Consider the following 26,509-nt stretch of genomic DNA (forward strand, 5'->3'; position numbering starts at 1 on the left):
GATCAATAACGCCTGGGGATTATGCCATGTTGTCTGCAATCGCCATCAACGTTGCCGGTAACAGGCAGCAGATGGTGGCCAATTGCGCGAATTCAATGTCTTGGAAGGGATGGCAACAAGGTCGGCAGGCGGGGATGGCGTAAATAATAACCCATTTTTTAGAAATGTGCGGCAGATTGTAGAAACCATCTAAACTATTTGCCATTGTTGTCAAGAACCGGGCCGGGCCGCTTCTGGCAGCGCGCGGCGGCACGGGCCATCAGCGCCGCCAGCACGTCGATATCCAGCGGCTTGGCGCAGGCGTCGAGGATGGCCAGGCCCTGGGCCTCGGCCAGGCGGGCGGCGGTCTTCAGCACCGCGCTGTCGACGCCCGACAGCAGCACTACGCAGCCGCTGTATTGCTGCGCCGCCGCCAGGCGCAGGAAGTCGATGCCGTCCATCACCGGCATGCTGAGGTCGCAGATCAGCAGCTCCGGCGGGCGCAGCCGCAGCTCCACCAGGGCGCGGCGGCCGTCGGTTTCGCGCAGCACCTCGTGTTCGCCCAGGCTGGCGATCATGTCGGCCAGCAGTTCCAGCATGAATCCATCGTCGTCCAGCAACAATACCCGCATGGTTCCTTGTCAGCCTCAGTTATCGTCGGCGAAAGTGGTGTTGGTCATGATTTGTTCGGTGATCAGTTCCAGCAGCGGCCACAGCCGCGCCAGGATGGCTTGCGCGCGCGCCGCCGTCTGCGGATCGGCCGGCAGCTGTTCGATCTCCAGCATCAGCTCGCCCATGCCGAGGGCGCCGACGGTGCGCGCCGGCGACTTCAGCCGGTGGCCCAGCTCGCGCACCTGGGCCAGGTCGCCGCGCTGCAGCGCGCGCTCCATCTTGGTCAGGCCTTCCTGGGTGTTCTGCAGGAACTTGAAGGCGAACTTGCGCACCTTGTGCGGATGATAGCCCAGCAGCTTGGCCAGGATGGACAGGTCGATCACCGCCGGGTCGCCGCCCAGCGTGGCCTTGAAGGCCGGACGCGGCGGCGCCGCCGGCGCCTCGCGCAGCGCGTCGCCGCTGCGCGCCGGCAGCCAGTTGGCGATGGTCTGGTACATCAGCGCCGGCTGGATGGGCTTGGAGATGAAGTCGTCCATGCCGGCCTCGATGCAGCGCACCCGGTCTTCGTTGGTGGCGGTGGCGGTCATCGCCAGCACGCGCAGGTCGGCCAGGCCGGGGTCGGCGCGGATGCGGCGCGTGGTTTCCAGGCCGTCCATCAGCGGCATCTGCACGTCCATCAGCACGCAGTCGAAGGCGGTCTGGCGCAGCAGTTCCAGCGCCTCCATGCCGTTGGCGGCCAGGCACACCGAGGAGCCGACTTCCTCCAGCATCTCCAGCGCGATCTGCTGGTTGAAGGTGTTGTCCTCGACCAGCAGGATGCGGGCGTTCTTCAGCGCGGCCATGACGGCGGCGCTGCGCGAGGACGCCAGCAGCTCGGCGGCGGCGTCCTTGACGCGGTCGATCAGCGCCGGCACGGTGGCGCTGGAGATGCCCAGCCGCGCGGTGAACCAGAAGGTGCTGCCCTGGCCGGGCCGGCTGCGCACGCCGACATCGCCGCCCATCAGCTGCGCCAGCTGCTTGCAGATCGCCAGACCCAGGCCGGTGCCGCCGTATTCGCGCGTGGTCGACGTATCGGCTTGCTGGAACGACTGGAACAGCTTGTCGATCTCGGTCTCGGACAGGCCGATGCCGCAGTCGCTGACCTCGAAGCGCAGCAGGCAGCCGGTGGCGTCGCCCACCACCTGGCGCACCCGCACCTCGATGCGGCCCTTCTCGCTGAACTTGATGGCGTTGTTGGTGTAGTTGATCAGCACCTGGCCCAGCCGCAGCGGATCGCCGCGCAGCACCTTGGGCAGGCCGGGGTCGAGGTCGAACACCAGCTCCAGCTCGCGGCTGGCGGCCTTCGGCGCCACCACCGTGGTCAGCGTCTGGATCACGTGGTCGAGCGCGAAGTCGACCTGCTCGATCTCCAGCTTGCCCGCCTCGATCTTGGAGATGTCGAGGATGTCGTCGATGATGCCCAGCAGGTGCTCGCCGGCGAAGCGGATCTTTTCCAGGTAGTCGCGCTGGCGCGGATCGAGGTCGGTCTTCAGCGCCAGGTAGGCCATGCCGATCACGCCGTTCATCGGCGTGCGGATTTCGTGGCTCATATTGGCCAGGAACTGGCCCTTGGTCTGGCTGGCGTCTTCGGCCAGCAGGCGCGCCTGGTTCAGCTCATCGGTGCGTATCGCCACCCGTTCTTCCAGGTGTTCGTTCAGTTCGCGCAGCTGGTCTTCGCCGCGCTTGCGGTCGGTGATGTCGGTCAGGCTGGCCACCACCAGCGGCACCGCGCCGCTGTCGTCGGGAATCGGCTCGGCGTTGACCGACAGCCAGTGCATGCCGCCGCCCGGCTGGCTCACGCCCATCACCACGTCGCGCACCGACATGCCGGTGACGATGGCCAGCCGCACCGGATGGCTGGCGGCGTCGAACGGCGTGCCGTCCTCGCGCACGCCGCGCCACAGGCTGCCGCCGTCGACCGCCAGCGAGTGCGCCAGCATGCGCGCGGCGGCGGCGTTGCTCTCCAGGATGCGGCCGTCGCCGTCGACCATCACCAGGCCGTTGGTGACGGCGTTGAAGATCGACGCCAGCCGCTGGCTGGAGCTGCGCAGCGCGCTGTCGGCGTGGCGCCGCTCGGTGATATCGGTCAGCATCGCCAGCGTGCCGGCGTAGTGGCCGGCGTCGGAGTTGATGACGGTGGTCGACAGCAGGCACCACACCACGCTGCCGTCGCGCCGCAGGAAGCAGACGTCGCCCTGGCAAGCCTCGCCGGCCAGGCGCCGTTGCAGATGCTGCTTGAGCAGGGCGCGGCCGTCGTCGTCCATGAAGTCGGTCATGACGCGGCCCAGCATCTGCTCGACGTCGTAGTCCAGCATGCGCGCCATGGTGGGGTTGACGAAGCTGGTGCGGTCGTCGGCGCCGGTCATCCAGATGCCTTCGGCGGCGGTCTGCACGATCAGGCGATAGCGTTCGGAGCTGGCGTGCAGCGCTTCCTCGGCGCGCTGGCGCTGGGTCATGTCGCGCAGCGCCATCACCACCAGCTCCTGGCCGGCCAGCATCACCGGCGCGATGTGCACCATGGCCGGGAAGCTGCCGCCGTCGGCGCGGATCGCGCTCAGCACGCGGCCCGGCAGGTTGGGGCGCGAGAACAGCTCGCGCACGCGGCCGTTGCTGCGCATCGCTTCCGGCGCCAGCTGCTCGACCGAGCGCCCGGTCATCGTGCCCTCGTAGCCGAAGCTGCGTGCGCAGGCCGGGTTGGCGTAGCGCACGCGGCCGCTCTTGTCGGCGATCAGCATCGCGCCCGGCGTGGCGTCGATGATGGAGCACATGCGGGCTTCCTCGGCGGCGGCGCGCTCGCTGATGTCGGCCATGGTGCCGATGGCGCGCAGCGGCCGGCCGGCGGCGTCGCGCTCGACGATCATGCCGCGCGCCAGCGCCCAGATCCAGCAGCCTTCCTTGGTGCGCATGCGGTGTTCGCTGAAGATCTGGGCGTTCGATTCGGGCAGGCTGGCCAGGTAGTACTGGATGCTGCGCTCGACCCGCGCCACGTCGTCCGGATGCACATGGCCCAGCCATTGTTCCAGCGTCGGCGCGAACTCGCCGGGGCCGTAGCCCAGCAGCGCGCAATAGCGCGGCGACAGCGTCAGCGTGCCGGTGTCGACCTGCCATTCCCACATGCCGATGCCCGAACTCTCCAGCGCGAAGCTGGCGAAGCGTTCGGACTTGCCCAGTTCCGCGCGCGTGGCGCGCAGCGTCGCCGCCTGCCGGCGCAGGCGCCACAGCACGCCCGCCGTCAGCAGCAGCACCAGCGTGGCCGCCAGCGCCATGGCGTAGCGTTGCAGGCGGTTGCTGGCCTGCGGCTGGTACAGGAAGCCATCGAGCTTGAAGTCGGCCGGCAGCATGCCCTGTTCAATGTAGGTGCGGGCGATGGCTTGCCAGCGCTCGGGATTGCTGTAACCCAGTTCGATCAAGCCCTGCTCCAGCAGCGGCGCGATGTGCTGGGCTTCGTACATCAGGTGTTCGCGGCTGTGGCGCTCGGGGTAGCGCGCCCGTATCAGGTCGGCGATCTCGCCCGGATGCGCCATCGCATAGCGCCAGCCGCGCAGCGTGGCCTCGCGCAGCGCCTGCGCGCGCATCGGATGCTCGCGCAGCTCGCTCTCGGTGGTGTACAGGGTGTCGCCGTAGAAGTCGTCGCCCAGCATGCGCGGCGACAGGATCTCGTAACCGACGCTGCTGCGTTCCAGCGTGTACGGCGCCTCGGTGATGTAGATCGACATGGCGTCGGCGCGGCCTTCGAGCAGGTCTTCGGTGTTGTAGCTGTGGGCCGGCTGCGCCAGGCTGTCGGGACGGATGCCCTGTTTTTTCAGGAAGACGATCAGCTCTTCGTTGTTCGGCGCCAGCATCACGCGGCTGCCGGGCCAGGGGCGCGGCTTGCCGTCGGCGCCGTGGCGCACCAGCAGCGCGGCGGCCGAGTGCTGGAAGATCGAGGCCAGCGCCACCACCGGCTGGCCGCGTCCGCGCGCCGCCAGCAGCGAGGTGTTGCCGACGCCGTACTGGGCGTGGCCGTCGAGTACCGACTGGGTGGGATCGACGCCGGGACGGGCTTCGATCAGCGTGACGTCGAGGCCGACGTCGCGGTAATAGCCCTGGTCCTGGGCCGCGTAGTAGCCGGCGAACTGGAACTGGTGCGTCCACTTGAGCTGCAGGCTGACCTTTTCAGCGGCCTGCGCGCTGCCGGCGCCGCAGGCCAGCACGAGCGCAGCCGCCATCAGCCGGCGTGGCAGACGGCGCCAGAAGAGGGGGCTGGAACGGCGGTGCAACAAGAGCTTCCCTTTCAATCCGCAAGGCATTACTTGTTTCTACGATGGCCGGGCAACTATAGCATCGAAGGTTTGGCCGTAGGCGAGAAAAGTTGTAAGAAAAGAAGCAACCCCGGAAGCAAGCCCGGCGCTTACTGGGCGAAGCTGCCGGCGAACTGGTAGCGGTGGCCGGGATGCCACATCGTCGCGATCGACGCGACCTGGCCGCCGGAGCGGGTCTGGCGCTTGAGCACCAGGCAGGCCTGCTTGGTGTCGATGGCCAGCATTTCGGCGATGTCGCGCGGCGCCGCCAGCGCTTCGATGCTGTAGGTGGCACCTTGCAGCGGCGCGGCCTGCATCAGGTATTCGTTGGGCGTGATGGCGGCGTAGTCCTGCTCCATGTAGTCGGGCGCGCACAGCGGGTTGGCCCAGCGGTCCTCGACCTGGATAGGCACGCCGTTTTCGAAGTGGACGATCACCGAGTGGAACAGCGTATGGCCGGCCGGCAGGTCGAACTGCTTGGCCATCAGCTCGCTGGCCTTGACGCGCTCCAGTTGCTGCAGGCTGCTGCGGTGGGCGTGGCCGCGCGCGCGGATTTCGTCGGCGATGGATTTGATCTCCAGCAGCGTGGCCTGGTACTTCTGTTGCGCGACGTAGGTGCCGGAGCCCTGGCGGCGGGTCAGGATCTGGTCGGCGGTCAGCTCGCGCACGGCGCGGTTGACGGTCATGCGGGAAACGCCGAACTGTTTGACCAGCGCCTGTTCGGACGGGATCACGTCGCCTTCCTTCCAGGTGCCGGCGGCGATCTGGGCCACCAGGTAATCCTTGATGCGCTGGAAAATCGGGGTGTTTTCTTGCAGGGCTGGTTCGTCGTCCAAACGGCTTCTCCGTGGGTGCGCCTCACTGGCGGCAGACGGACATTTTAGCATCGCGAGCTTGCCTGCTGAACATCTTTTGTAGCCGGCGTACAATCTCCAATTCAAAAGCAAGAGCCGGAGTGTGTCGCTGCGGGGCGCTGGATAAGATGGCTGCATACCTTATCCGATCATGGAGTCTGAAATGGGCAAGATAGAAAGCAAACTCGCAAACAAGCACGTTGAGCAGGCCGCCTACCAGGGCGAGGACTTGCGCTGGGCCGCCGTGCAGCAGCGCGACGGCGGCGCCGACGGCGTGTTCTGGTACTCGGTGCGCAGCACCGGCGTGTACTGCCGGCCGTCGTGCGGCGCGCGGCCGGCGCTGCGCAAGAACGTGGCCTTCCACGACAGCCGCGAGGCGGCCGAGGAAGCGGGCTTCCGTCCGTGCATGCGCTGCAAGCCGGAACAGCCGCCGCTGGCCGAACGCCAGGCCGCCGTGGTGGCGCAGGCCTGCCGCCTGATCGACGAGGCCGACGCCGAAACGGCGCTGGATCTGGACAGCCTGGCGACGGCGGTGGGCGTGAGCCGTTTTCATTTTCACCGCATGTTCAAGGCCGTGACGGGGATTACGCCCAAGGCCTACGCCAACGCCCAGCGCGCGCGCCGCATGCAGGCCGGACTGGCGCAGCAGGCCACGGTGACGGACGCGATGTATGCGGCCGGCTTCAATTCCAGCGGCCGGTTTTATGCGCAGTCGCCGGCGGTGCTGGGCATGACGCCGACCGCCTTCCGCGCCGGCGGGCGCGGCGCGCAGATCCGCTTCGCCATCGGCGCCTGTTCGCTGGGCGCGATCCTGGTGGCCAGCACGGAGCAGGGCATCTGCGCGATCCTGATGGACGACGATCCCGATGTGCTGGTGCGCGATCTGCAGGACCGTTTTCCCAAGGCGGAGCTGATCGGCGCCGAGCCGGAGTTCGAGCAGGTGGTGTCGCGCGTGGTGGGGCTGGTGGAGCGGCCGGAGATCGGCCTCGATCTGCCGCTCGACGTGCGCGGCACGGCTTTCCAGCAGCGCGTGTGGCAGGTGCTGCGCGAGATTCCGGCCGGACGCACGGTCAGCTATGCGGAGCTGGCGCAGCTGGTCGGCTCGCCGAATGGCGCGCGGGCGGTGGCCGGAGCTTGCGCGGCGAATGCGCTGGCGGTGGCGATACCGTGTCACCGCGTGGTGCGCAATGACGGTTCGATTTCCGGCTACCGCTGGGGCGTGGACCGCAAGGCCGCGCTGCTGGACCGGGAGGCGAAGCAATGAAGAACGGCGAATTCGATTTCGGCGGCGGTGCGGCCGAGCGCAAGCCGCGCAAGACGCCGCCGGTGAGCGTGGCGCCCGCCGCCCCCGCCGCCCCCGCCGCCCCCGCCGACGCTGCCGCCGGCAACGCACAGGCGCTGGCCACTGCCCGCAAGGCGGTCGGCGCGGCGGCCGGCATCGCGGTGCACGTGGCGGGACTGGACTGGCAATCCATCGCCGACGAGCTCAATGCCCACGGCTACGCCATCGTGCCCGGCATGCTGACCGCCGACGAATGCATCGCCATGGCCGCGCAGTATGGGCAGGCGTCGCTGTTCCGCAGCCGGGTCGTGATGTCGCAGCACGGCTTCGGCAGCGGCGAGTACCAGTACTTCCGCTACCCGCTGCCGTCGATGATCGCCGCGCTGCGGCAGTCGCTGTATGGCCCGCTGGCCGATATCGCCAACCGCTGGCACGAGGCGATGGACATGGAAGCGCGCTTCCCGGCCGACCATGCCGACTTTCTGGCGCGCTGCCACGCGGCCGGCCAGCAGCGCCCGACGCCGCTGATGCTGCAATACGGCCCCGGCGACTACAACTGCCTGCATCAGGATTTATACGGCGACCACGTGTTCCCGCTGCAGGCCGCGATTCTGCTGAGCCAACCGGGCAAGGATTTCGAAGGAGGGGAGTTCGTGCTGACCGAGCAGCGCCCGCGCATGCAGTCGCGGGTGGAGGTGGTGCCGCTGAAGCGCGGCGACATGGTGATCTTCCCCGTTAACCACCGGCCGGCGCAGGGTGGGCGCGGGGTCTACCGGGTCAGCATGCGGCATGGGGTGAGCAGGCTGCGCACCGGCTCACGTCATACGCTGGGACTGATCTTTCACGACGCCGCCTGAACGCTCTTCTGCGTTTGATACAGGCGGGCGTAGATGCCGTGCTGCGCCAGCAGCGTGTCATGGCTGCCCACTTCGGCGATGCGGCCGCCGTCCAGCACCACGATGCGGTCGGCGTTTTCGATGGTCGACAGGCGGTGCGCGATGACCACCGTCGTGCGGCCCTGCATCAGCACTTCCAAGGCCGCCTGCACCAGGCGTTCCGATTCCGTATCCAGCGCGCTGGTCGCCTCGTCCAGGATCAGGATCGGCGCGTTCTTGTACAGCGCGCGCGCAATCGCCAGGCGCTGGCGCTGGCCGCCCGACAGCCGCAGGCCGTTCTCGCCGACCGAGGTGTGGTAGCCGTCCGGCTGGCGTTCGATGAACTCGTGCGCATGCGCGGCGCGGGCCGCCGCTTCGATGCGCTGCATCGACGGCTCGGGATCGCCGTACGCGATGTTGGCGGCCAGCGTGTCGTTGAACAGCACCACATCCTGGCTGACCAGCGCGATCTGCTGGCGCAATGAGGCCATCGTGTAGTCGCGCAGGTCGACGCCATCGAGCTTGATGCTGCCCGAGCTGACATCGTAGAAGCGCGGCAGCAGGCCGGCCAGCGTGGTCTTGCCGCTGCCGGAGCTGCCGACCAGGGCCACCGTCTCGCCGGCGGCGATGTCCAGCGACACGCGGTCCAGCGCCGGCCTGGCGTCGGGATCGGCGCTGTAGTGGAAGCTCACGTCCTCCAGCGCCAGGCGGCCTACGGCGCGCTCCACCTTGCGGGTGCCGGTGTCGGCTTCGGCTTCGGTGTCGATCAGGCCGAACACCGATTCGGCGGCGGCCAGGCCGCGCTGCATCGGTTCGTTAATCTTGGTCAGGTTCTTGATCGGCGACTGCATCGCCATCAGCGACGACATGAAGGCCACGAAGGCGCCCGGCGTCAGCGCCCCGGCCTGCGCGCGCAGCAGCGCGAAGTAGATCACCGACGACAGCGTGATCCCGATCAGCAGCATGATGATGCCGGAGTTGAGCGCCGACGTCGCCGCATGCTTGACCGCCAGCTGGCGATTGAGCTTGACCACGCCGTCGAAGCGCGCCTGTTCGTACTTTTGTCCGCCGAAGATCTTCACCACGCGCTGGCCGCTGATGCTCTCGTCGAGCACATTGGTCAAATCGCCCATGGCCGCCTGCGCGCTCTTGCTCAGGTGGCGCATGCGGCGGCCGGCGAAGGTGACGATGATGGCCACCATCGGCAGCAGGCCAAGGCAGAACAGGGCCAGTTGCCAGTCGACGATGAACAGCGTGGCCAGGTAGCCGATGGCGGCGACCGAATCGCGCACCGCCACGTTCACCACCGTCAGCACGGCCTGCGCCACCTGGGCGGCGTCGAAGGCCACGCGCGACAGCGTGGTGCCGGTGGAGGATTGGTCGAAGAAACCGTTTGGCAGACGCATGATGCGGGCGAACATCACCTCGCGCAGATTGGCCTGCACCCGGCTGCTCAGCCACGCGGCGCCGTATTCGGCGGCGAAGCTGGAAAACATGCGCATCACGGCCAGCCCGAAGATCACCGCCGGTATCGACCACAGCGCGGCGTTGACCGGATCGTTGGGCAGCATCTGGCGCAGCCATTCCTGCACCTCGGCCAGCAGGCCGGCGGACGGGCGCGCGCCGCCCAGCGTGTGCGAGGGCGCCAGCGCGTCGACCACGTTTTGCAGTTGGCGTATCAATAAAACATCGGCGGCGGCGGCCAGGCCGACCGCGAACAGGGTGGCGAACCCGATCCAGGCGTAGGGGCTGAATTGTTTAAGCAGGCGTAAATAGAGGGATCGGCTGGACACGGATGTGGTTAGAGAGCGGCGAATGCGCCATTGTACCTAGAGTTTGATTGACCCCGGCTCAAAGTTCGCTACACTCTGTTACTTGCTTCTGAATGGAGAGTATCGATGCGCGCACCCCTGTTTTCGCCCGCTCCGCTGGCCGCAGCCGTCAGCCTGGCCTTGTCCGCCGTTTTGCCGCCGGCGCAGGCCGACACCATCATCGACCATGCCAACGGCTATACGCTGAACGCGGCGGGTACTTTGCAGCGCTTCACATCGCTGGCATTCGATGACCTGGGCCGCATCGTCACGGTGGGCAGCGAGAGGGAAACGGCGGCCCGGCTGCCGAAGGCGGAGCACATCGATGTGCAGGGCAAAACCCTGCTGCCAGGCCTGATCGACGCCCACGGCCACGTGTTCGAACTGGGCGAAATCGCTTCCGGCGTGGAGCTGTTCAGCGCCACGTCCCTGGGCGGCGCGGTGCGGGCGGTGGCGGAATTCAGCCGGTCGCACCCGAAAAACGCCTGGATCAGGGGCTTCGGCTGGAACCAGGAAGTGTGGAAGCTGGGGCGCTTTCCGACCGCCGCCGAGCTGGATGCGGTGGTGGGCGACCGTCCGGTGTTGCTGAGCCGCGTTGACGGCCATGCGGTCTGGGTCAACACCAAGGCGCTGGAGATGGCCGGCATCGGCAAGGATACGCCGGACCCGAAGGGCGGCAAGATCGAGCGCGACGCCTCCGGCAAGCCTAGCGGCGTGTTGGTGGACGCCGCCATGGAGCTGGTCAACAAGGTGGTGCCGCTGCCGACGCCGAACGAGGCGCGCGGCATGCTGGACCACGCGCTGGCCGCGCTGTCCAGGGTGGGCCTGACCAGTGTGCACGACGCCGGCATCCGCGTGGTGCAGGACGACCTGTATCGCGACTATGCCGACCACGGCAAACTGACCACGCGCGTGTACGCGATGATCGGCGACACGGCGGCCGATTTCGACGAGCTGTCCAAGGAGGGGCCGCTGAAGTCCTACGCCAACGACGTGTATGCGCTGGCCGCCGTCAAGCTGTACTCGGACGGTGCGCTGGGCAGCCGTGGCGCGGCCTTGCTGGCGCCGTATTCCGACATGCCGTCGACCAAAGGGCTGCTGTTCTATCCGAACGCGGAGATGCAGGCCAAGATGAACAAGGCCATGAAGGCCGGCTACCAGGTCAATGTGCACGCCATCGGCGACGCGGGCAACCGGCAGATCCTGGACGCGTACGCGCAGCTGATCCCGAAATATAACAACGTCGAACTGCGCCACCGCATCGAGCATGCGCAGGTGGTGGCGCTGGAGGACATCCCGCGTTTCAAGGCGCTGGGCATCGTGCCGTCGATGCAGCCGACGCATGCGACTTCGGACCAGAACATGGCCGAGCAGCGCGTGGGGCATGAGCGCATCAAGGGCGCGTATGCGTGGCGGACTTTCCTGGACCAGGGTTCGCGCATCGCCTGCGGTTCGGATTTCCCGGTGGAGTCGCCGAATCCGTTCGAGGGCTTGCATGCGGCGGTCACGCGGCAGAACAACGCCGGCGTGCCGGCCGGCGGCTGGTACAAGAACCAGGCGATGACGCTGACCGAGGCCTTCCGCTGCTTCACCCTGGACGCGGCGTATGCGGCGCACCAGGAAAACGTCATCGGCACGCTGGAGCCGGGCAAGTGGGCCGACTTCATCCTGATCGACCGCGACCTGTTCAAGGTGCCGGCCGAGCAAATCGGCAAGACGCAGGTGCTGCAGACCTGGATGGGCGGCAAGCGGGTGTACAAGAGGGATAAGCGGCCGGATTAATCGTCGGCGTGTTGCTTTAGCCATTGCTGGCCCGCCGGGGTTAATCTATATCGCTGGCTACTGCTGCGAGGCGCGTCAGGGCGGGTCATCTGCACCAAGCCGGCCTCCATCGCGGGCAGCAGATATGCCCTGCGGAAGTGTTTGACATCCTTCAATCCCAGCGCCTGCTGGAGTTGCTGACGCGCCGATTCTTCCACCAGTAATTTGACGAGGCTTAGGACTTAGGGGGGGCGACTTGAGGGGCAACTTGGGGGGCGACTTCCGGGGTAAGGCCCAGGCTGGACTGGTCGGGCCACTGAGCCAGGTGGTGAAAAGGTAGCCTGACCAGACACCCTCTGCGGTCGTCGTCGGTGTCAAACTGCGGCGGTGGCGAGCCGTTACCTGCCATCGCCTTAATTGCGCCAACGGCCCTTTAAATATTTTTTCGTCAAACTGATCACCGCCAGCGCCTTCGGGGAACCACGCCACATCTATCTGCGTGTACGGGAAGAACCGGTCTGGTGTCTCGTTAAAAAACATGAGGCCGACATTCTTGGGCCAAGGGGACTCGACTGGGCCGTCTACGACGTTTATCTGGCGGCGCAACTCATCTACGGAGAGCTCCTCCGCATAGTCCGCCAGCGCGCTGCCACTTCTTGAAGATAGGCCAGCATCAAAGTGTAGCCGCCGCCGAGATTTTCAAAGTCGTTGGCGAACGCGCACAGGGTGCGGATGACCGCATCAGGATTCCACGCCGCTTTGTACTCAATGCGCTCGCTCTCCACTGTGCGGTGGCGCAACAAATTCTGCAGGTTGATCGGCAGGGCAACCATATCGAGGCTCCGGGTGAGCGCGCGCCGGCGTATGCTGGCAAGATGACAAATGCGGATAAGCTATTTGACAAGCTCAGGGACTCTTGGTTCCTCCAGCCCGCTTAAAAACTGATTGACTTGGTTGTATATACAACTTATCCTTTGAGGATGCGCTGGCTGCGCGTGCATGGTTGCGCCCGTAGCCGGTCCCACTCACTCAGGAGCAGGAGCCACCATGACGACCCATTTAGACAGCGATCCACGTTTTGACGCCAGCCGCGAAATCCGCGCCCCGCGCGGACCCGAGCGCACCTGTAAAAACTGGGGCGCCGAGGCGGCCTACCGCATGATCCAGAATAATCTGGACAAGGAAGTGGCGGAAAACCCGAAACACCTGGTGGTCTACGGCGGCATCGGCCGCGCCGCCCGCAACTGGGAATGCTACGACCAGATCCTGGCCTCGCTGCGCGAACTGGAAGACAATCAAACCCTGCTGATCCAGTCCGGCAAGCCGGTCGGCGTGTTCCAGACCCACGAAGACGCACCGCGCGTACTGATCGCCAATTCCAACCTGGTGCCGAAATGGGCCAACTGGGAACACTTCAATGAACTGGACCGCAAAGGCCTGTTCATGTACGGCCAGATGACGGCCGGCTCGTGGATCTACATCGGCACCCAGGGCATCGTGCAGGGCACCTTCGAAACCTTCGCCGAAGCGGGCCGCCAGCATTTCGGCGGCGACCTCAAAGGCCGCTGGGTGCTGACCGCAGGCCTGGGCGGTATGGGCGGCGCACAGCCGCTGGCCGCCACCATGGCCGGCGCCGTGTCGCTGACCATCGAGTGCCAGCAAAGCAGCATCGACTTCCGCCTGCGCACCCGCTACCTGGACAAGCAGGCCGCCAGCATTGACGAGGCGCTGGAACTAATCAAACTGCACAAGGCCAATGGCGACGCCATCTCCATCGGCCTGCTGGGCAACGCGGCCGACGTGCTGCCGGAGCTGGTGCGCCGCGCCAAGGCCGGCGGCATCGTTCCTGATGTCGTCACCGACCAGACTTCGGCCCATGACCTGATCAACGGCTACCTGCCGCAAGGCTGGTCGGTCGACCAGTGGAAAACCGCGCAGCATGACGACGCCCGCCACGCCGAACTGAAAGCCGCCGCCACCGCATCGTGCGCGGTGCACGTGCAGGCGATGCTGGACTTCCAGACGCTGGGCGCCAAGGTAGTCGACTACGGCAACAATATCCGCCAGGTCGCGTTTGACCACGGCGTCAAGAACGCCTTCGATTTCCCTGGCTTCGTGCCGGCCTATATCCGCCCGCAGTTCTGCGAAGGCCGCGGCCCGTTCCGCTGGGTGGCGCTGTCCGGCGACCCGGAAGACATCTACAAGACCGACGCCAAGATCAAGGAGCTGTTCCCGCACCACGCCAATGTGCACCGCTGGCTGGACATGGCGCGCGAGCGCATCGCCTTCCAGGGCCTGCCGGCGCGTATCTGCTGGCTGGGCCTGGGCGAGCGTCACATCGCCGGCCTGGCCTTCAACGAGATGGTGCGCAACGGCGAGCTGAAAGCGCCGGTCGTCATCGGCCGCGACCACCTGGACACCGGCTCCGTCGCCAGCCCTAACCGCGAAACCGAAAGCATGAAAGACGGCACCGACGCCGTCTCCGACTGGCCGCTGCTGAACGCGCTGCTCAACACCGCCGGCGGCGCGACCTGGGTGTCGCTGCACCATGGCGGCGGCGTGGGCATGGGCTATTCGCAGCACTCCGGCGTGGTGATCGTGGCCGACGGCACCGACGCCGCCGCCAAGCGCCTGGCGCGCGTGCTGGTCAACGACAGCGCTTCGGGCGTGATGCGTCACGCCGATGCGGGATACGAGACTGCGGTCGCCTGCGCCAAGCGCAACGGCCTCAATCTGCCAATGATTAAATAATTCGAGAGTACCTATGAAACCAAATGCACTGACCCTGAAACCGGGCGCGATGACCCTGACCGAACTGCGCGCCGTGTGGACCGCCGCCGGCCCGCTGTCGCTGGCCGCCGAAGCCTATCCCGTCATCGAAGCATCGGCCGCCGCCGTGCGCGCCATCGTCGCCAAGGGCGATGCCGCCTACGGCATCAACACCGGTTTCGGCCTGCTGGCCAAGACCCGCATCCCGGACGAGAAGCTGGAACAGCTGCAGCGCAACCTGATCCTGTCGCACTCGGTCGGCACCGGCGAGCTGCTGTCGGACGCGGTCTGCCGCCTGATCCTGCTGATGAAGATCGGCAGCCTGGCGCGCGGCTACTCGGGCGTGCGCCCGCTGATTATCGACACGCTGATCGCGCTGTATAACGCCGGCATCATGCCGGCCATTCCGGCCAAGGGTTCGGTCGGCGCCTCGGGCGACCTGGCGCCGCTGTCGCACATGACGCTGGCGATGCTGGGCGTGGGCGAAGTGCGCGTCAACGGTGAACTGATGCAGGCCGCCGACGCGCTGAAAGCCGCCAACATCGCACCGGTGGTGCTGGCCGCGAAAGAAGGCCTGGCGCTGATCAACGGCACCCAGGTGTCGACCGCGCTGGCGCTGCACGGCCTGTTCATGGCCGAGCGCCTGCTGGAAGCGGGCATGGTGGCCGGCGCGCTGTCGCTGGACGCGGCCAAGGGTTCCGATTCGCCGTTCGACGCCCGCGTGCACGAAGTGCGCGGCCAGCCGGGCCAGATCGCCGCCGCCTCCATCTATCGTCAACTAGTCAGCAACAGCGCGATCCGCGCCTCGCACCTGGTCGGCGACGAGCGCGTGCAAGACCCATACTGCCTGCGCTGCCAGCCGCAAGTGATGGGCGCCTGCTGGGACATCATCAACAACGCCTCGCGCACGCTGCTGATCGAAGCCAACGCCGTCACCGACAATCCGCTGCTGTTCAAGGACGGCGAGCTGTCGGTGGTGGTCTCGGGCGGTAACTTCCACGCCGAGCCGGTGGCCTTCGCCGCCGACACGCTGGCGCTGGCGATCGCCGAAATCGGCGCCATCTCCGAACGCCGCATCGCGCTGCTGATCGACGCCACCTTGTCCGGCCTGCCGCCGTTCCTGGTGCGCGATCCGGGCGTGAACTCGGGCTTCATGATCGCCCACGTCACCGCCGCCGCGCTGGCGTCGGAGAACAAGTCGCTGGCCCATCCTGGCAGCGTCGATTCGATCCCGACTTCGGCCAACCAGGAAGACCACGTCAGCATGGCGACCTATGCGGCGCGCCGCCTGGACGACATGGCGCACAATACCGCCGTCATCGTCGGCATCGAGCTGCTGGCTGCTGCGCAGGGCATCGACTTCCACCGTCCGCTGAAAACCTCGCCGCACCTGGAGCATGTGCATGCGCAGCTGCGCCAGAAGGTGCCGTTCTTCGACGCCGACCGCTTCTTCGCGCCGGACATCGAAGCAGCCAAGGGCATGGTCATGCGCGGCGAGTTGAGCGCGTCGTGCAAGAGCCTGTTCACGCCGCTGCACCCGTAAGAGGAGGCGTCATGGACTATCAGTTCAAAGCAGGCAGTATTCCCTTGCTGGTGTCCATGCCGCACGTGGGCACCGATATACCCGATGACGTGGCGGCGGCGATGACGCCGGCCGCCGTCGACAAGCAGGACACGGACTGGCACCTGGTGCGCCTGTACGAGTTCCTGGGTGAGATGGGTGCGTCGACCTTGTCGGCGCGCTGGTCGCGCTACGTCATCGATCTGAATCGTCCGCCGGAGAACACCAACCTGTATCCGGGCCAGGACACGACCGGCCTGTGCCCGGTCGATACCTTCCACCGCGAGCCGCTGTACCGCGAAGGCCATACGCCCAGCGAGGCCGAGGTGCAGCGCCGCCTGGCCGCGTACTGGAAGCCGTATCACGACCAACTGCGCGCCGAGCTGGATCGCCTGCTGGCGCTGCACGGCCGCGTGGTGCTGTGGGACGCGCATTCGATCGCGTCGGTGGTGCCGCGCTTCTTCGAAGGCAAGCTGCCGGACCTGAACTTCGGCACGGCCGACGGCAAGAGCTGCGCGCCGGGCCTGAGCGACGCCATCGTGGCGCGCGCGCTGGCGCAGGACCAGTTCAGCGTGGCCGTCAACGGCCGCTTCAAGGGCGGGCATATCACCCGCCACTACGGCCAGCCGGCCAACAACGTGCATGCGATCCAGCTGGAGATGTGCCAGTCCACGTATATGGATGAGGAAGCGCCGTACGGCTACCGCGAGGACCGCGCGCAGCAGGTGCAGGGCGTGTTGATGCAGATGACGCAGGCCGCCGCCGATTGGGGGCGCGCATGAATCGCCTGTTTGCGCGCAACGCGCTGCTGCCCGAGGGCTGGCGCAAGGATGTGCTGATCGAGTGGGATGCCGACGGCACCATCGTCCGCGCCGAGGCCGGGGCGGTGCTGCCGGCCGGCGAGCAGGTGGTGGCGCAGATCGTTGAATACGCGCTGCCGGGCATGATCAACCTGCATTCGCACAGCTTCCAGCGGGCGCTGGGCGGCCGCACGGAAAAGGCCGGCGACACCAAGGACAGCTTCTGGACCTGGCGCGACCTGATGTACCGCTTCGCGCGCAACATCACGCCCGAGCATATCGAAGCCATCGCGGCCCAGCTGTTTTCCGAATGCCTGCGCCATGGCTACACCTCCATGTGCGAGTTCCATTACGTGCAGCGTGCGGCGGACGGCGCCATGTATCCGCGCCCGGCGGAAACGGCGGAGCGTGTCATCGCCGCCGCACGTTTGGCGGGAATCGGCATGACCATGCTGCCAGTGTTGTATAGTTATTCCGGCTTCGGCGAAAGCGCCTTGAAGCCGGAGCAGAAGCGCTTCAAGACCGATCCGCAGGACGTGTTGCGGGTGATCGAGGCGCTGGAACCCCTGCGCGACGCGCAGACCGAGGTGGGCGTGGCGCCGCATTCGCTGCGAGCGGCGTCGGTGGCGCAGATTAACGAGGTGTTGTTGACGTTGCCGGACGACCGTCCGGTGCACATCCACATCGCCGAGCAGAAGCAGGAAGTGCAGCAGTCGCTGGACTGGAGCGGACGCCGCCCGGTGCAATGGCTGCTGGACCAGGTGGAGGTGAACGAACGCTGGTGCCTGATCCACGCCACGCATCTGATGCGCGACGAGGTGGACCAGATGGCGCAGAGCGGCGCCGTGGCGGGCCTGTGCCCGACCACGGAAGCCAACCTGGGCGACGGCCTGTTCCCGCTGGAGGATTTCCTGGCGGCGGGCGGACGGTTCGGCATCGGCAGCGACAGCCATATTTCGCAGAGCGCGGTGGAAGAGCTGCGCTGGCTGGAATACGGCCAGCGCCTGCAACACCAGCGCCGCAATATCGCGGTGTCGGCCGGGCAGCGCAATGTCGGCGACTTCCTGTGGCAGGGCGCCTTGCAGGGCGGGGCGCAGGCCAGCGGACGGCCGGTGGGCGCGCTGGCGCCGGGCCGCCGCGCCGATGTGATCGTGCTGGATGACCAGCACCCGAATCTGTATGGCTTGGCGCTGGACGAGGTACTCGGCAGCTTCGTCTTCTGCGGCAACGACAATCTGGTCAAGGACGTGATGGTCGGCGGCCGGTGGGTAGTACGCAATCAGCAGCACGTTGCGCAGCAGGCGATCGCTGCGCGCTTCAAGCAGACCTTGGCCGAACTGAGGGAGTTCCGATGACCCAGCTAATCCAGTATGCAAGCCTGCGGCCCGCGCCGTGGAAAAACGGCGGCGGCAGCACGACGGAAATTGCCGTCTCGCCTTCCGGCTCCGGCTTCGATGAATTCGACTGGCGCGTCAGCCTGGCGACCATCTCGCAAAGCGGCCCGTTTTCCTCCTTCCCCGGCATCGACCGTTCGCTGGCGCTGGTGGCCGGCGACGGCGTGCTGCTGGACTTCGGCGACGAGCGCTTCGTGCTCAGCCCCAGCGAACCGCTGATCGAATTCGACGGCGAGGCCGCGGTGCACGCCACCGTCACCGGCAGCCTGACCACCGACTTCAATGTGATGACGCGGCGCGGCCGCTGCCGCCACCGGCTGGAGCCGCGCGTGGTGCGCGGCACCGAGCTGCTGAAGCGCCGCAGCGCCACCACGCTGCTGTTCCTGGCCGACGGCGAGAGCCTGACGCTGAGCAGCGCGCGCGAACGCATCGCCATGGTGCGCTACGACGTGCTGGTGATGGAGGCGGAGGACGAGTGGTCGATGGAGACCCAGCAGGCGACGGTGTTCGTGGTCGATATCATCAACAATTAATTCGAAAGTAGCGAGCATGTGGGATGTGTTGTTTACGAACGTGCATCTGGCCACGATGGCAGATGGTTACGGTGAGATCCGCGATGCCGCCATCGCCGTCAAGGATGGCCGGATCGCCTGGCTGGGCCCCAAGGCCGAGATGCCGCAGGGCGCTTTGGCCGTCACCGTGCACGATGGCGGCGGCTGCTGGCTGACGCCGGGCCTGATCGACTGCCACACCCACATCGTCCACGCCGGCAACCGCAGCGACGAATTCGAGGCGCGCCTCAACGGCGCCACCTACGAGGACATCGCGCGCGCCGGCGGCGGCATCATGTCCACTGTGCGCGCCACCCGCGCCGCGTCGGAGGATGAGCTGCTGCGGCAAAGCCTGCCGCGCGTGTGCAGCCTGCTGGCCGAAGGCGTGACCACGCTGGAGATCAAATCCGGCTACGGCCTGGCGCTGGAATCGGAAGCGAACATGCTGCGCGTGGCGCGCCGCATCGGCCGCGAACTGCCGGTCAGCGTGGCCACCACCTTCCTCGGCGCGCATGCGCTGCCGCCGGAGTTCGCGGGCCGCGCCGACGACTACATCACCGAAGTCTGCGCGATGATCGCGCCGCTGGCCGCCGAAGGCCTGGCCGACGCCGTCGACGCCTTCTGCGAGCGCATAGGCTTCTCGCATGAGCAGACGGAGCGCGTGTTCCAGGCCGCGCGCGAGCATGGCCTGCCGGTCAAGCTGCACGCGGAGCAGCTGTCCGACCAGCGCGGCGCCGAACTGGTGGCGCGTTACAACGGTTTGTCCGCCGACCATCTGGAACACCTGAGCGAAGCCGGCATCGCCGCGATGGCCGCCGCCGGTACCGTGGCGGTGCTGCTGCCGGGCGCCTACTACTTCCTGCGCGATACCACGCCGCCGCCGGTCGCCGCGCTGCGCGCCGCAGGCGTGCCGATGGCGGTGTCCACCGACTGCAATCCCGGCACCTCGCCGATGACGTCCCTGCTGCTGGCGATGAATATGGTCTGCACGCTGTGGCGCCTGACGCCACTGGAGGCGCTGGCCGGCTGCACGCTGCACGCCGCCCGCGCGCTGGGGCGCGAACAGCAGATCGGCAGCCTGGAAGTGGGCAAGCGCGCCGACTTCGCGCTGTGGCGCATCGCCCGTCCGGCCGACCTGTCCTATGCCATCGGCCTCAATCCGTGCCGGGGCGTGGTCAATGCAGGGGTGTTGCGTTCGCCGCAGGTTTAGAGGGCGGCCTCGGGAAATTCTGTTTCGTTAGTTATTGTTTCGGTTACAGTACCGGGATGCCTCTTCTAACGTAACAGGATATCCATGTTTGTCTTGAATTCTCTCCGCGCCGCCGTCTTGCTGACGCTCGGCGCGCAGGCGCTGGCCCAGGAGCCGGTGCCGCCTACCCCCGTCCCGCATGCACCGGAAGCGCCGGCGGCCGCCGCCGCTCCGGCGCAGCCGCCCGCCACGCCAACGCCGGCCGCTCCCCCCGCCGCCGCGCCACGGCCTTACGCCGAGGTGATACGCGGCGCGGCGCATTTGCAGGGCTTTTTGAACCTGTACCAGAAAGAGGAAAAAGTCTGGATCGAGCTGCGCCCCGACCAGTTCGACCGCCCTATCTTCATGACCGTGAACATACCGAACGGGATCGGCGAGCGTGGCATCTACGGCAGCCAGATGGGCCGCAGCGAAGTGGTGGTGTTCCACCGCATCGGCAATCTGGTGCAGATGATCGCCAAGAACACGGAGTACGGCGCCAAGGCCGGCACGCCGCAGGCGCTGGCGGTGTCGCAGGCGTACTCGGACAGCCTGCTGGCGATCGCGCCCGTGGCCAGCGGCCCGAATCCGCAGAACCACGGCATCCTGGTCGAGGCCAATGTCCTGCTGTTCGGCGATATCCCGAGCTTTACCACCCGCTTGGAATCGGCTTTCCGCCTGCAGTATGCGATGGATGCGCGCAACAGCAGCTTCCAGACCATCCGCTCCGATGAGAGCATGACGGGCTTGCAGGTCAACGCCCACTTCTTCGTGCCGCGCATCGCCGCGCCGCCGCTGGTGGCGCCGACCACGCCGGTGCCGGTTCCCAGTCCGCCGACCACGCTGCCGGACCCGCGCAGCATGTTCCTCGGCTTTTACTACAGCTTCATGCCGCTGCCTGCGCAGCCCATGCATGGCCGGCCTGCGGACGACCGCGTTGGCCACTTCGTCAACACCATGCAAGACTACTCGGACGACGTGACGCCGACCACGGCGCAGCATGTGATCCAGCGCTGGCGCCTGGAGAAGCAGGATCCGGCGCAGGCGCTGTCGGAACCGAAGCAGCCCATCGTCTATTGGCTCGACGCGAACATCCCGGAGAAGTACCGCGAGTCGGTGAAGCAGGGCGTGCTGGCCTGGAACGCGGCGTTCGAACGCATCGGCTTCAGGAACGCCATCGTGGTCAAGCAGCAGACCGAGAAGGACCGCTTCGATACGATGGATGCGCGTCATGCGTCGGTGCGCTGGTTCCTCGGCAGCGATGTCGGCTTCGCCATCGGCCCGCGTCAGGTCGACCCGCGCAGCGGCGAGATCCTCGATGCGGACATCGGCATGTCCGACGTGTTCGCGCGCGGCGCGCGCCGCATGATCGGCGAGGACGGCATGTCCATGCAGGAGCCGCTGGCCCTGCCGGGCCAGGAGGCGCGCTGCGATTACATGCAGGAGTCGGCGTCCGAGATGGGCTTCGCCATGGGCCTGCTGGAGGCGCGCGGCGAACTGGAAATGGGCAGCCCGGAAGCGGACGCGCTGGCGCAAGCCTATGTGCGCTCGGTGGTGATGCACGAGATCGGCCACACGCTGGGCCTGCGCCACAACTTCCGCTCGTCGACCATCTACACCCTGAAGCAGTTGCAGGATCCGGAGTTCACGAAGAAGAACGGCCTGGCCGGATCGATCATGGACTACACGCCGTTCAACCTGTCGCTCAAGGGCGAGAAGCAGGGCGAGTATGTGGCATCGACGCTGGGCCCTTACGATTACTGGGCCATCGAGTACGCCTACAAGCCTATCGAGCCGGCGCAGGAGAAGGAAGAGCTGGCGAAGATCGCCGGCCGCTCCAACGAGCCGCTGCTGGCCTTCGGCACCGACCAGGATGCGGGCGGCTTCAATTCCGATCCGGATGTGAACGTGTTCGATCTGGGCAGCGATCCGCTGGCCTACTTCCAGCGCCGTCTGACGATCTCGCGCGAGCTGTGGGACCGTCTGCAAAGGCGCACGCTGAAGCCGGGCGAGAGCTATGAAACGCTGCGCCGCAGTTTCGACTACGGCTTCCAGCAGTTTGCGCGCACCATGCCGGTGGTGGTCAAGTACGTGGGCGGCGTGACCTATCTGCGCGACCACGCCGGCACCGGCCGCGCCACCTTCACGCCGGTGCCGCTGCCGCGCCAGCGGGCCGCCTTGCAGATGCTGACCTCCAGCCTGTTCAAGTCGGACAGCTTCCAGTTCTCGCCGGCGATGATAAGCCGTCTGGGCTCGGATCATTTCGAGTCGCGCGGACGGGCCGACGTGTCGGTGGGCGGCCGCGTGCTGTTCCTGCAGGCGGCGGCGCTGGATCAGCTGATGTCGGATGCGGTGGCGGTGCGCCTGCTCGATTCGCAGGAAAAGCTGGACGACCGCAAGCAGGCGCTCAGTCTCGACGAGTTGTACACCTCCGTGCAGGATGCGGTGTGGAGCGAGCTGAAAACCGGCAAGGACATCAACGGCATGCGCCGCAATCTGCAGCGCGAGCATTTGAAGCGCATCACCGCGATCCTGCTGCGCTCCTCGGCCACCACGCCGGCCGATGCGCGCAGCCTGCAACGCGAGAATGCGCTGGCGCTGCAACGCGATATCCGTGGCGCGATGGCCAGGCCGATGAGCCGCGAGGCCAAGGCCCACCTGTCGGAATCGTATGAAACCATCAGCCAGGCTTTGAAGGCGGCCATGCTGCGCGCTGGCGCATAACGGCGATGCGCGCAAGCGCTTGATGGTAAGCTCTCCGGATTGACCATCATTCCGGAGAGCTTGTGCAAGGACGATTGCTAGTTATTTTTCTGGCGCTGTGGTTCGGCGGCGCGGCATGCGCCGCCTCGGGCGACACGCTGCACGTGGGCTCCAAGCGCTTTACCGAATCCTACATCCTGGGCGAGGTGCTGGCGCAGACGTCATCGCCGCACGCGAAGGTCGAGCATCTGCAAGGCCTGGGCAATACCGCCATCGTCCTGGCGGCGCTGCAGGCCGGCCGCATCGACGTCTATCCCGAATACCTCGGCACCATCGACCTGGAGATCCTCAAGCACCAGCAGGCCGCGCCGCTGGAGCAGATCCGCCGCGAGCTGGCGCCCATGGGCTTGGGCGTGGCGGTGCCGCTGGGCTTCAACAACACCTATGCGCTGGCGGTGCGCGGCGATGCGGACGGCCTGAAAAAGCTCAGTGAGCTGGTCACGCAGCCGCGCCTGCGTTTCGGCCTGTCGCATGAATTCATCGGCCGCGCCGACGGCTGGCCGGGCCTGGCCAAACGCTACGGCCTGCCGCAGCGGCCGGAAGGCCTGGACCACGGCATCGCCTACGAGGCCTTGATGCAACGGCAGGTCGACGTGATCGACATCTACTCCACCGACGCCAAGATCCGCCAGTACGGCCTGCGCGTGCTGGAGGACGACCGCGCCTACTTCCCGCGCTACGACGCGGTGCTGCTGTACCGCCTCGATGCGGCCGAGCGCTTCCCGGCCGCGTGGAAGGCGATCACGCAGCTGGAAGGCCGCATCAGCGCGGCGGACATGATCGCGATGAACGCGGCCGCCGAAATCGATGGCCAGAACTTCGCCAACGTGGCGCGCGACTGGCTGGCGGCGCACAAGCCGCTGGCGAGCGGCGCTGCGCTGACGGCGGCCGGCGCGGCGCCCGCAGCCGCGCCGGTGCGCGACGGCCTGATGGCCAAACTGTTCGACAAGAACCTGTGGCCGCAGACGCGCCAGCATCTGACGCTGGTGCTGGTGGCGGTGCTGCTGGCGTGCGTGATCGGCATTCCGATGGGCGTGCTGGCGGCGGCCTTGCCGCGCCTGCGGCAGGTGGTGCTGGGTTTGGCGGGCGTGCTGCAAACCGTGCCGTCGCTGGCCTTGCTGGCGCTGCTGATCCCCTTGCTGGGCATGATAGGCACGGTGCCGGCGCTGGTGGCGCTGCTGGTGTATGCGCTGCTGCCCATCGTGCGCAATACCTGCACCGGTTTGCTGCAGGTGCCGGAAGGCCTGCGGCTGGCGGCGCAGGCGCTGGGCCTGCGGCCGTGGCAGCGGCTGGTGCATGTGGAATTGCCGCTGGCCTTGCCGGTGATCCTGGCGGGCGTCAAGACGGCGGCGGTGATGAGCGTGGGGACGGCGACCATCGCCGCCTTCATCGGCGCCGGCGGCTACGGCGAGCGCATCACCATCGGCCTGGCGCTGAACGATAACGATATGCTGCTGGCCGGCGCGATACCGGCGGCTTTGCTGGCGCTGCTGACGCAGGCCGCGTTCGAGTTGCTGGAGCGGCTGGCCGTCCGGGGCCGGGCGGCGTCACAGCGAGTGTAGCTTGGAGCGCAGCAGTACCACTTCCTTGTGCAGCACGCGCTCGGCGTGGAAGTCGTTCTCGCGCTGGGCGGCGATGGCGTCCAGCGCCCGCATGTAGCGCTCCAGCCGCGCGCGCAGCCAGGCTTTGTAAAGGACGGTGACGAAGGGCGGCAAGTTGACCATGATTGTCTCCAGCGAGCGGGTATCGACAATCATTGTGCAAGCGGGATCGCGCCGCACCTTGATCTGTATCAAGCCCCTTGGGACATATGCGTCAGCGCGTCGCCGGTGACGCGGCAGATGCGCCATTCCGGCAGCAGCGAGGCGCCCATGCTTTCGTACAGCTTGATGGCGTTGCTGTTCCAGTCCAGCACCGACCATTCGAAGCGGCCGCAGTCGCGCTCCACCGCCAGCTGGGCCAGCGCCACCAGCATCTGCTTGCCGTAGCCCTTGCCGCGGCGGCTCTGCTTGACGTACAGGTCCTCCAGGTACAGGCCCTTCTTGCACAGGAAGGTGGAGAAGTTGTGGAAGAACAGCGCGAAGGTGACGACTTCGCCATCCACTTCGCCGACCAGCGCTTCGCACACCGGGCGTTCGCAGAACAGGCTGTCGCGCAGCATGGCTTCGTTGGCGACCACCATGTGTTCCAGTTTCTCAAACACGGCCAGTTCGTAAATCATGCCGAAAATGGCGGCGGCGTCGGCCGGCTGGGCCGGGCGTATGGTCAGGTCGGAATGGCTCATCAGGCTTCTACGATGCTTTCTGTGGTGGTGGTTTTCGGGGTATCGGTTTGCAGCGCCCAGGCGACGCTGGACAGGCACAATATCATGCCGGCCCATTCCAGCGGGCCGGGCCGGAAGTGCTCCAGCTGGATCGACAGCAGCACGGAAATGACGGGCGTGACGACGCCGATGTACACGGCCTTCTGCGAACCGATGCGGTGGATCAGCGTGAAGTAGGCGGCGAAGGCGATTACCGAGCCGAACAGCGACAGGTACAGCAAGCCGCCCCAGTAGGGCAGGCCGGCGGGCATGGTGAAGCGCTGGCCGCTGACCAGCACCCACAGCGCCACCAGCAGGGTGCCCCACATCATCGACCAGGCCATGGTCAGCAGCACATTGGACGATTGCTCGCGCACCTTGACGACGAGGGCGTTGCCGACCGTGCTGGCGATGGTGGCGCTCAAGGCTAGCGCCAGGCCGAGCAGGAAGTGGCCGTTGCCGCCGGACAGGATGTCGCTCCAGGCGCCGCTGATCGACCGGGAAAACAGCAGCACCACGCCGCCGATGGCGACCGCGCCTGCGCTCCAGGTGCGCCAGCTGAGCGGGGTGCCGAAGGCGATGCGGTTGAGGATGGGCGTCCAGAACACCATCAGCGCGAACAGCACGGCGACCAGGCCGGAGACCAGGTATTGCTCGGAGCTGTAGGTGCAGATGTAGCTGACGCAGAAGCTGGCGGCGCCTTGCAGGAACATCCAGCGCTGGGCGCGCCAGGGCATCAGCAGCTTGTCGCCGCGCGCCAGGCACCAGGCGAACAACACCGCCGAAGACAGCGCGAAACGGTAGACCACCGAGACGGCGGGCGCGACCTCGCCCAGCTGCAGCGTGATGGCGAAAAAGGTGGAGCCCCAGATCAGGCAGGCGGCGATAAACAGGAGTGGGGAGGGCATCGGGCGAGTATAACTGCGCCCGTCGATTCTTGCTGGTGAGTCACGATTTTGTTGCGGCGCAACAGAGGCGGCATTAATTTGTTTCTGTTGCGTAAATTTTGAGCATTTTGTTGAAAGTGCAAGTATGATGGAATGACACATCAATCAAGGGAGAGCGGCATGAGTACCGCGCTGCAGATCAAAGTCGTCAGCTTGTTGGGCTATGTCGCGGTCAGCACCGCGCTGGTGCTATGGCTGGCCGACGAAGAGATGCAGGGCGCCGCCCAGACGCTGTTCGCCTTCGCCGGCTTCCATTAATACGCCAGTTTCAGCCGGCGGTACAGAAAGCCCAGCACGAACAGCGGCCCGATCAGCAGGAAGCGCAGGTCGTCGAAGAACGATGGCTTCTTGCCCTCGATCTTGTGGCCGATGAACTGGCCTATCCACGCCAGCACGAAGATCGCCAGCGACAGCGGCAGGATGGCCTTGTCCGGCAGCGCCGCCAGCAGGGCCAGCATCAGCGTGCTCATCATCAGCATGCCCACGGCGAACGGCTTCGACAGCTTGAAGTAATAGACCAGCGAGGCCAGCGTCACCGTCACCGCCAGCAGCGGATGCGCGGCCCACAGCAGCCCCAGCAGCGTGAACACGATGATGGGCACGCAGATGAAGTGGATGACTTCATTGGTGGGGTTGAGATGGCTTTCGCTGTACTGGGCCAGCAAGGTATCGATGGTGCGCGGTTGCGACATGGGTGTCTC

The 26,509-nt window shown here is 66.6% G+C and carries 21 protein-coding genes and 1 pseudogene; 12 read left to right on the top strand and 10 right to left on the bottom strand.

All coding sequences use genetic code 11. The features are described from left to right. Positions 1 to 194: 194 nt before the first annotated feature. The 3 genes from GEV02_RS20010 to hutC all read right to left on the bottom strand — a co-directional run bounded on the left by GEV02_RS20010 (position 195) and on the right by hutC (position 5,797). Entirely contained in the window at positions 195 to 611 is a 417-nt protein-coding gene (locus GEV02_RS20010; protein WP_152839688.1) for a response regulator, read from the bottom strand. Between the two features lie 15 nt (positions 612 to 626). Then, entirely contained in the window at positions 627 to 4,838 is a 4,212-nt protein-coding gene (locus tag GEV02_RS20015; RefSeq protein ID WP_235922845.1) for a PAS domain S-box protein, read from the bottom strand. Between the two features lie 182 nt (positions 4,839 to 5,020). Then, complete coding sequence (hutC, locus tag GEV02_RS20020; protein WP_235922846.1) at positions 5,021 to 5,797, bottom strand: histidine utilization repressor; 777 nt, start codon at positions 5,795 to 5,797, stop codon at positions 5,021 to 5,023. Between the two features lie 130 nt (positions 5,798 to 5,927). On the opposite strand from hutC, the gene ada reads away from it, so the two are divergent. Both ada and GEV02_RS20030 read left to right on the top strand, forming a co-directional pair. Continuing rightward, complete coding sequence (gene ada / locus GEV02_RS20025) at positions 5,928 to 7,028, top strand: bifunctional DNA-binding transcriptional regulator/O6-methylguanine-DNA methyltransferase Ada (RefSeq protein WP_152839694.1); 1,101 nt, start codon at positions 5,928 to 5,930, stop codon at positions 7,026 to 7,028. Then, on the top strand, positions 7,025 to 7,903 hold the full coding sequence (locus GEV02_RS20030; RefSeq protein WP_152839695.1) for a 2OG-Fe(II) oxygenase: 879 nt from the start codon (positions 7,025 to 7,027) through the stop codon (positions 7,901 to 7,903). The genes ada and GEV02_RS20030 overlap by 4 nt, the downstream gene beginning before the upstream one ends. Here GEV02_RS20030 and msbA read toward each other — a convergent pair. Continuing rightward, the gene (msbA, locus tag GEV02_RS20035; protein ID WP_328595872.1) at positions 7,888 to 9,714 is read right to left on the bottom strand and encodes a lipid A export permease/ATP-binding protein MsbA; all 1,827 of its coding nucleotides are present in this window, start codon (positions 9,712 to 9,714) and stop codon (positions 7,888 to 7,890) included. The genes GEV02_RS20030 and msbA overlap by 16 nt on opposite strands. 105 nt (positions 9,715 to 9,819) lie before the next feature. Between msbA and GEV02_RS20040 the strand changes: the two genes are divergently transcribed. Beyond that, positions 9,820 to 11,514, top strand: a complete 1,695-nt coding sequence (locus GEV02_RS20040; RefSeq protein WP_152839697.1) for an amidohydrolase — start codon at positions 9,820 to 9,822, stop codon at positions 11,512 to 11,514. On the opposite strand, the pseudogene GEV02_RS33835 reads toward GEV02_RS20040, so the two are convergent. Next, a pseudogene (locus GEV02_RS33835) lies at positions 11,511 to 11,723 on the bottom strand (Fic family protein); the annotation flags it as partial. The gene GEV02_RS20040 and the pseudogene GEV02_RS33835 overlap by 4 nt on opposite strands. Positions 11,724 to 12,104: 381 nt before the next feature. Continuing rightward, the gene (locus GEV02_RS33145) at positions 12,105 to 12,326 is read right to left on the bottom strand and encodes an AlbA family DNA-binding domain-containing protein (RefSeq protein ID WP_217433152.1); all 222 of its coding nucleotides are present in this window, start codon (positions 12,324 to 12,326) and stop codon (positions 12,105 to 12,107) included. 214 nt (positions 12,327 to 12,540) lie between these two features. On the opposite strand from GEV02_RS33145, the gene hutU reads away from it, so the two are divergent. The 8 genes from hutU (at position 12,541) to GEV02_RS20085 (ending at position 24,121) form a co-directional block, all read left to right on the top strand. After that, positions 12,541 to 14,244 carry a urocanate hydratase gene (gene hutU / locus GEV02_RS20050; RefSeq protein WP_152839699.1) on the top strand — a complete coding sequence of 568 codons (1,704 nt, stop codon included), beginning with the start codon at positions 12,541 to 12,543 and terminating at the stop codon, positions 14,242 to 14,244. Between the two features lie 13 nt (positions 14,245 to 14,257). Then, the gene (gene hutH / locus GEV02_RS20055; protein WP_152839700.1) at positions 14,258 to 15,805 is read left to right on the top strand and encodes a histidine ammonia-lyase; all 1,548 of its coding nucleotides are present in this window, start codon (positions 14,258 to 14,260) and stop codon (positions 15,803 to 15,805) included. An 11-nt stretch (positions 15,806 to 15,816) separates the two neighbouring features. Beyond that, positions 15,817 to 16,605 carry an N-formylglutamate deformylase gene (hutG, locus tag GEV02_RS20060; RefSeq protein WP_152839702.1) on the top strand — a complete coding sequence of 263 codons (789 nt, stop codon included), beginning with the start codon at positions 15,817 to 15,819 and terminating at the stop codon, positions 16,603 to 16,605. Beyond that, positions 16,602 to 17,978: a formimidoylglutamate deiminase gene (locus GEV02_RS20065; RefSeq protein ID WP_152839704.1), complete on the top strand. Its 1,377-nt coding sequence runs from the start codon at positions 16,602 to 16,604 to the stop codon at positions 17,976 to 17,978. The genes hutG and GEV02_RS20065 overlap by 4 nt, the downstream gene beginning before the upstream one ends. Beyond that, the gene (locus GEV02_RS20070; RefSeq protein ID WP_152839706.1) at positions 17,975 to 18,550 is read left to right on the top strand and encodes a HutD/Ves family protein; all 576 of its coding nucleotides are present in this window, start codon (positions 17,975 to 17,977) and stop codon (positions 18,548 to 18,550) included. The genes GEV02_RS20065 and GEV02_RS20070 overlap by 4 nt, the downstream gene beginning before the upstream one ends. Before the next feature lie 16 nt (positions 18,551 to 18,566). Then, positions 18,567 to 19,778, top strand: a complete 1,212-nt coding sequence (gene hutI, locus GEV02_RS20075) for an imidazolonepropionase (protein ID WP_152839708.1) — start codon at positions 18,567 to 18,569, stop codon at positions 19,776 to 19,778. 84 nt (positions 19,779 to 19,862) lie between these two features. Continuing rightward, positions 19,863 to 22,520 (top strand): zinc-dependent metalloprotease, encoded by a 2,658-nt coding sequence (locus GEV02_RS20080; protein WP_152839709.1) that lies wholly within the window; start codon positions 19,863 to 19,865, stop codon positions 22,518 to 22,520. A gap of 74 nt (positions 22,521 to 22,594) precedes the next feature. Further along, entirely contained in the window at positions 22,595 to 24,121 is a 1,527-nt protein-coding gene (locus GEV02_RS20085) for a glycine betaine ABC transporter substrate-binding protein (protein ID WP_235922847.1), read from the top strand. On the opposite strand, the gene GEV02_RS32960 is transcribed toward GEV02_RS20085, so the two are convergent. From GEV02_RS32960 to GEV02_RS20095, 3 genes are all read right to left on the bottom strand, one after another. After that, the gene (locus GEV02_RS32960) at positions 24,107 to 24,283 is read right to left on the bottom strand and encodes a hypothetical protein (protein WP_174999193.1); all 177 of its coding nucleotides are present in this window, start codon (positions 24,281 to 24,283) and stop codon (positions 24,107 to 24,109) included. The two genes, GEV02_RS20085 and GEV02_RS32960, sit on opposite strands and share 15 nt — an antisense overlap. Before the next feature lie 68 nt (positions 24,284 to 24,351). After that, complete coding sequence (locus GEV02_RS20090) at positions 24,352 to 24,843, bottom strand: GNAT family N-acetyltransferase (protein WP_152839711.1); 492 nt, start codon at positions 24,841 to 24,843, stop codon at positions 24,352 to 24,354. Continuing rightward, positions 24,843 to 25,769: a DMT family transporter gene (locus GEV02_RS20095; protein WP_152839713.1), complete on the bottom strand. Its 927-nt coding sequence runs from the start codon at positions 25,767 to 25,769 to the stop codon at positions 24,843 to 24,845. Before GEV02_RS20095 ends, GEV02_RS20090 begins: the two co-directional genes overlap by 1 nt. Positions 25,770 to 25,928: 159 nt before the next feature. Here GEV02_RS20095 and GEV02_RS32965 point away from each other — a divergent pair, with 159 nt between their 5' ends. Beyond that, entirely contained in the window at positions 25,929 to 26,066 is a 138-nt protein-coding gene (locus tag GEV02_RS32965) for a hypothetical protein (RefSeq protein WP_174999195.1), read from the top strand. On the opposite strand, the gene GEV02_RS20100 is transcribed toward GEV02_RS32965, so the two are convergent. Beyond that, positions 26,063 to 26,500 (bottom strand): Mpo1 family 2-hydroxy fatty acid dioxygenase, encoded by a 438-nt coding sequence (locus tag GEV02_RS20100; protein ID WP_152839714.1) that lies wholly within the window; start codon positions 26,498 to 26,500, stop codon positions 26,063 to 26,065. The genes GEV02_RS32965 and GEV02_RS20100 overlap by 4 nt on opposite strands. Between the last annotated feature and the right edge of the window lie 9 nt (positions 26,501 to 26,509).

This window comes from Rugamonas aquatica (assembly GCF_009380215.1).
GTDB classification, from domain to species: Bacteria; Pseudomonadota; Gammaproteobacteria; order Burkholderiales; family Burkholderiaceae_D; genus Rugamonas; species Rugamonas aquatica_B.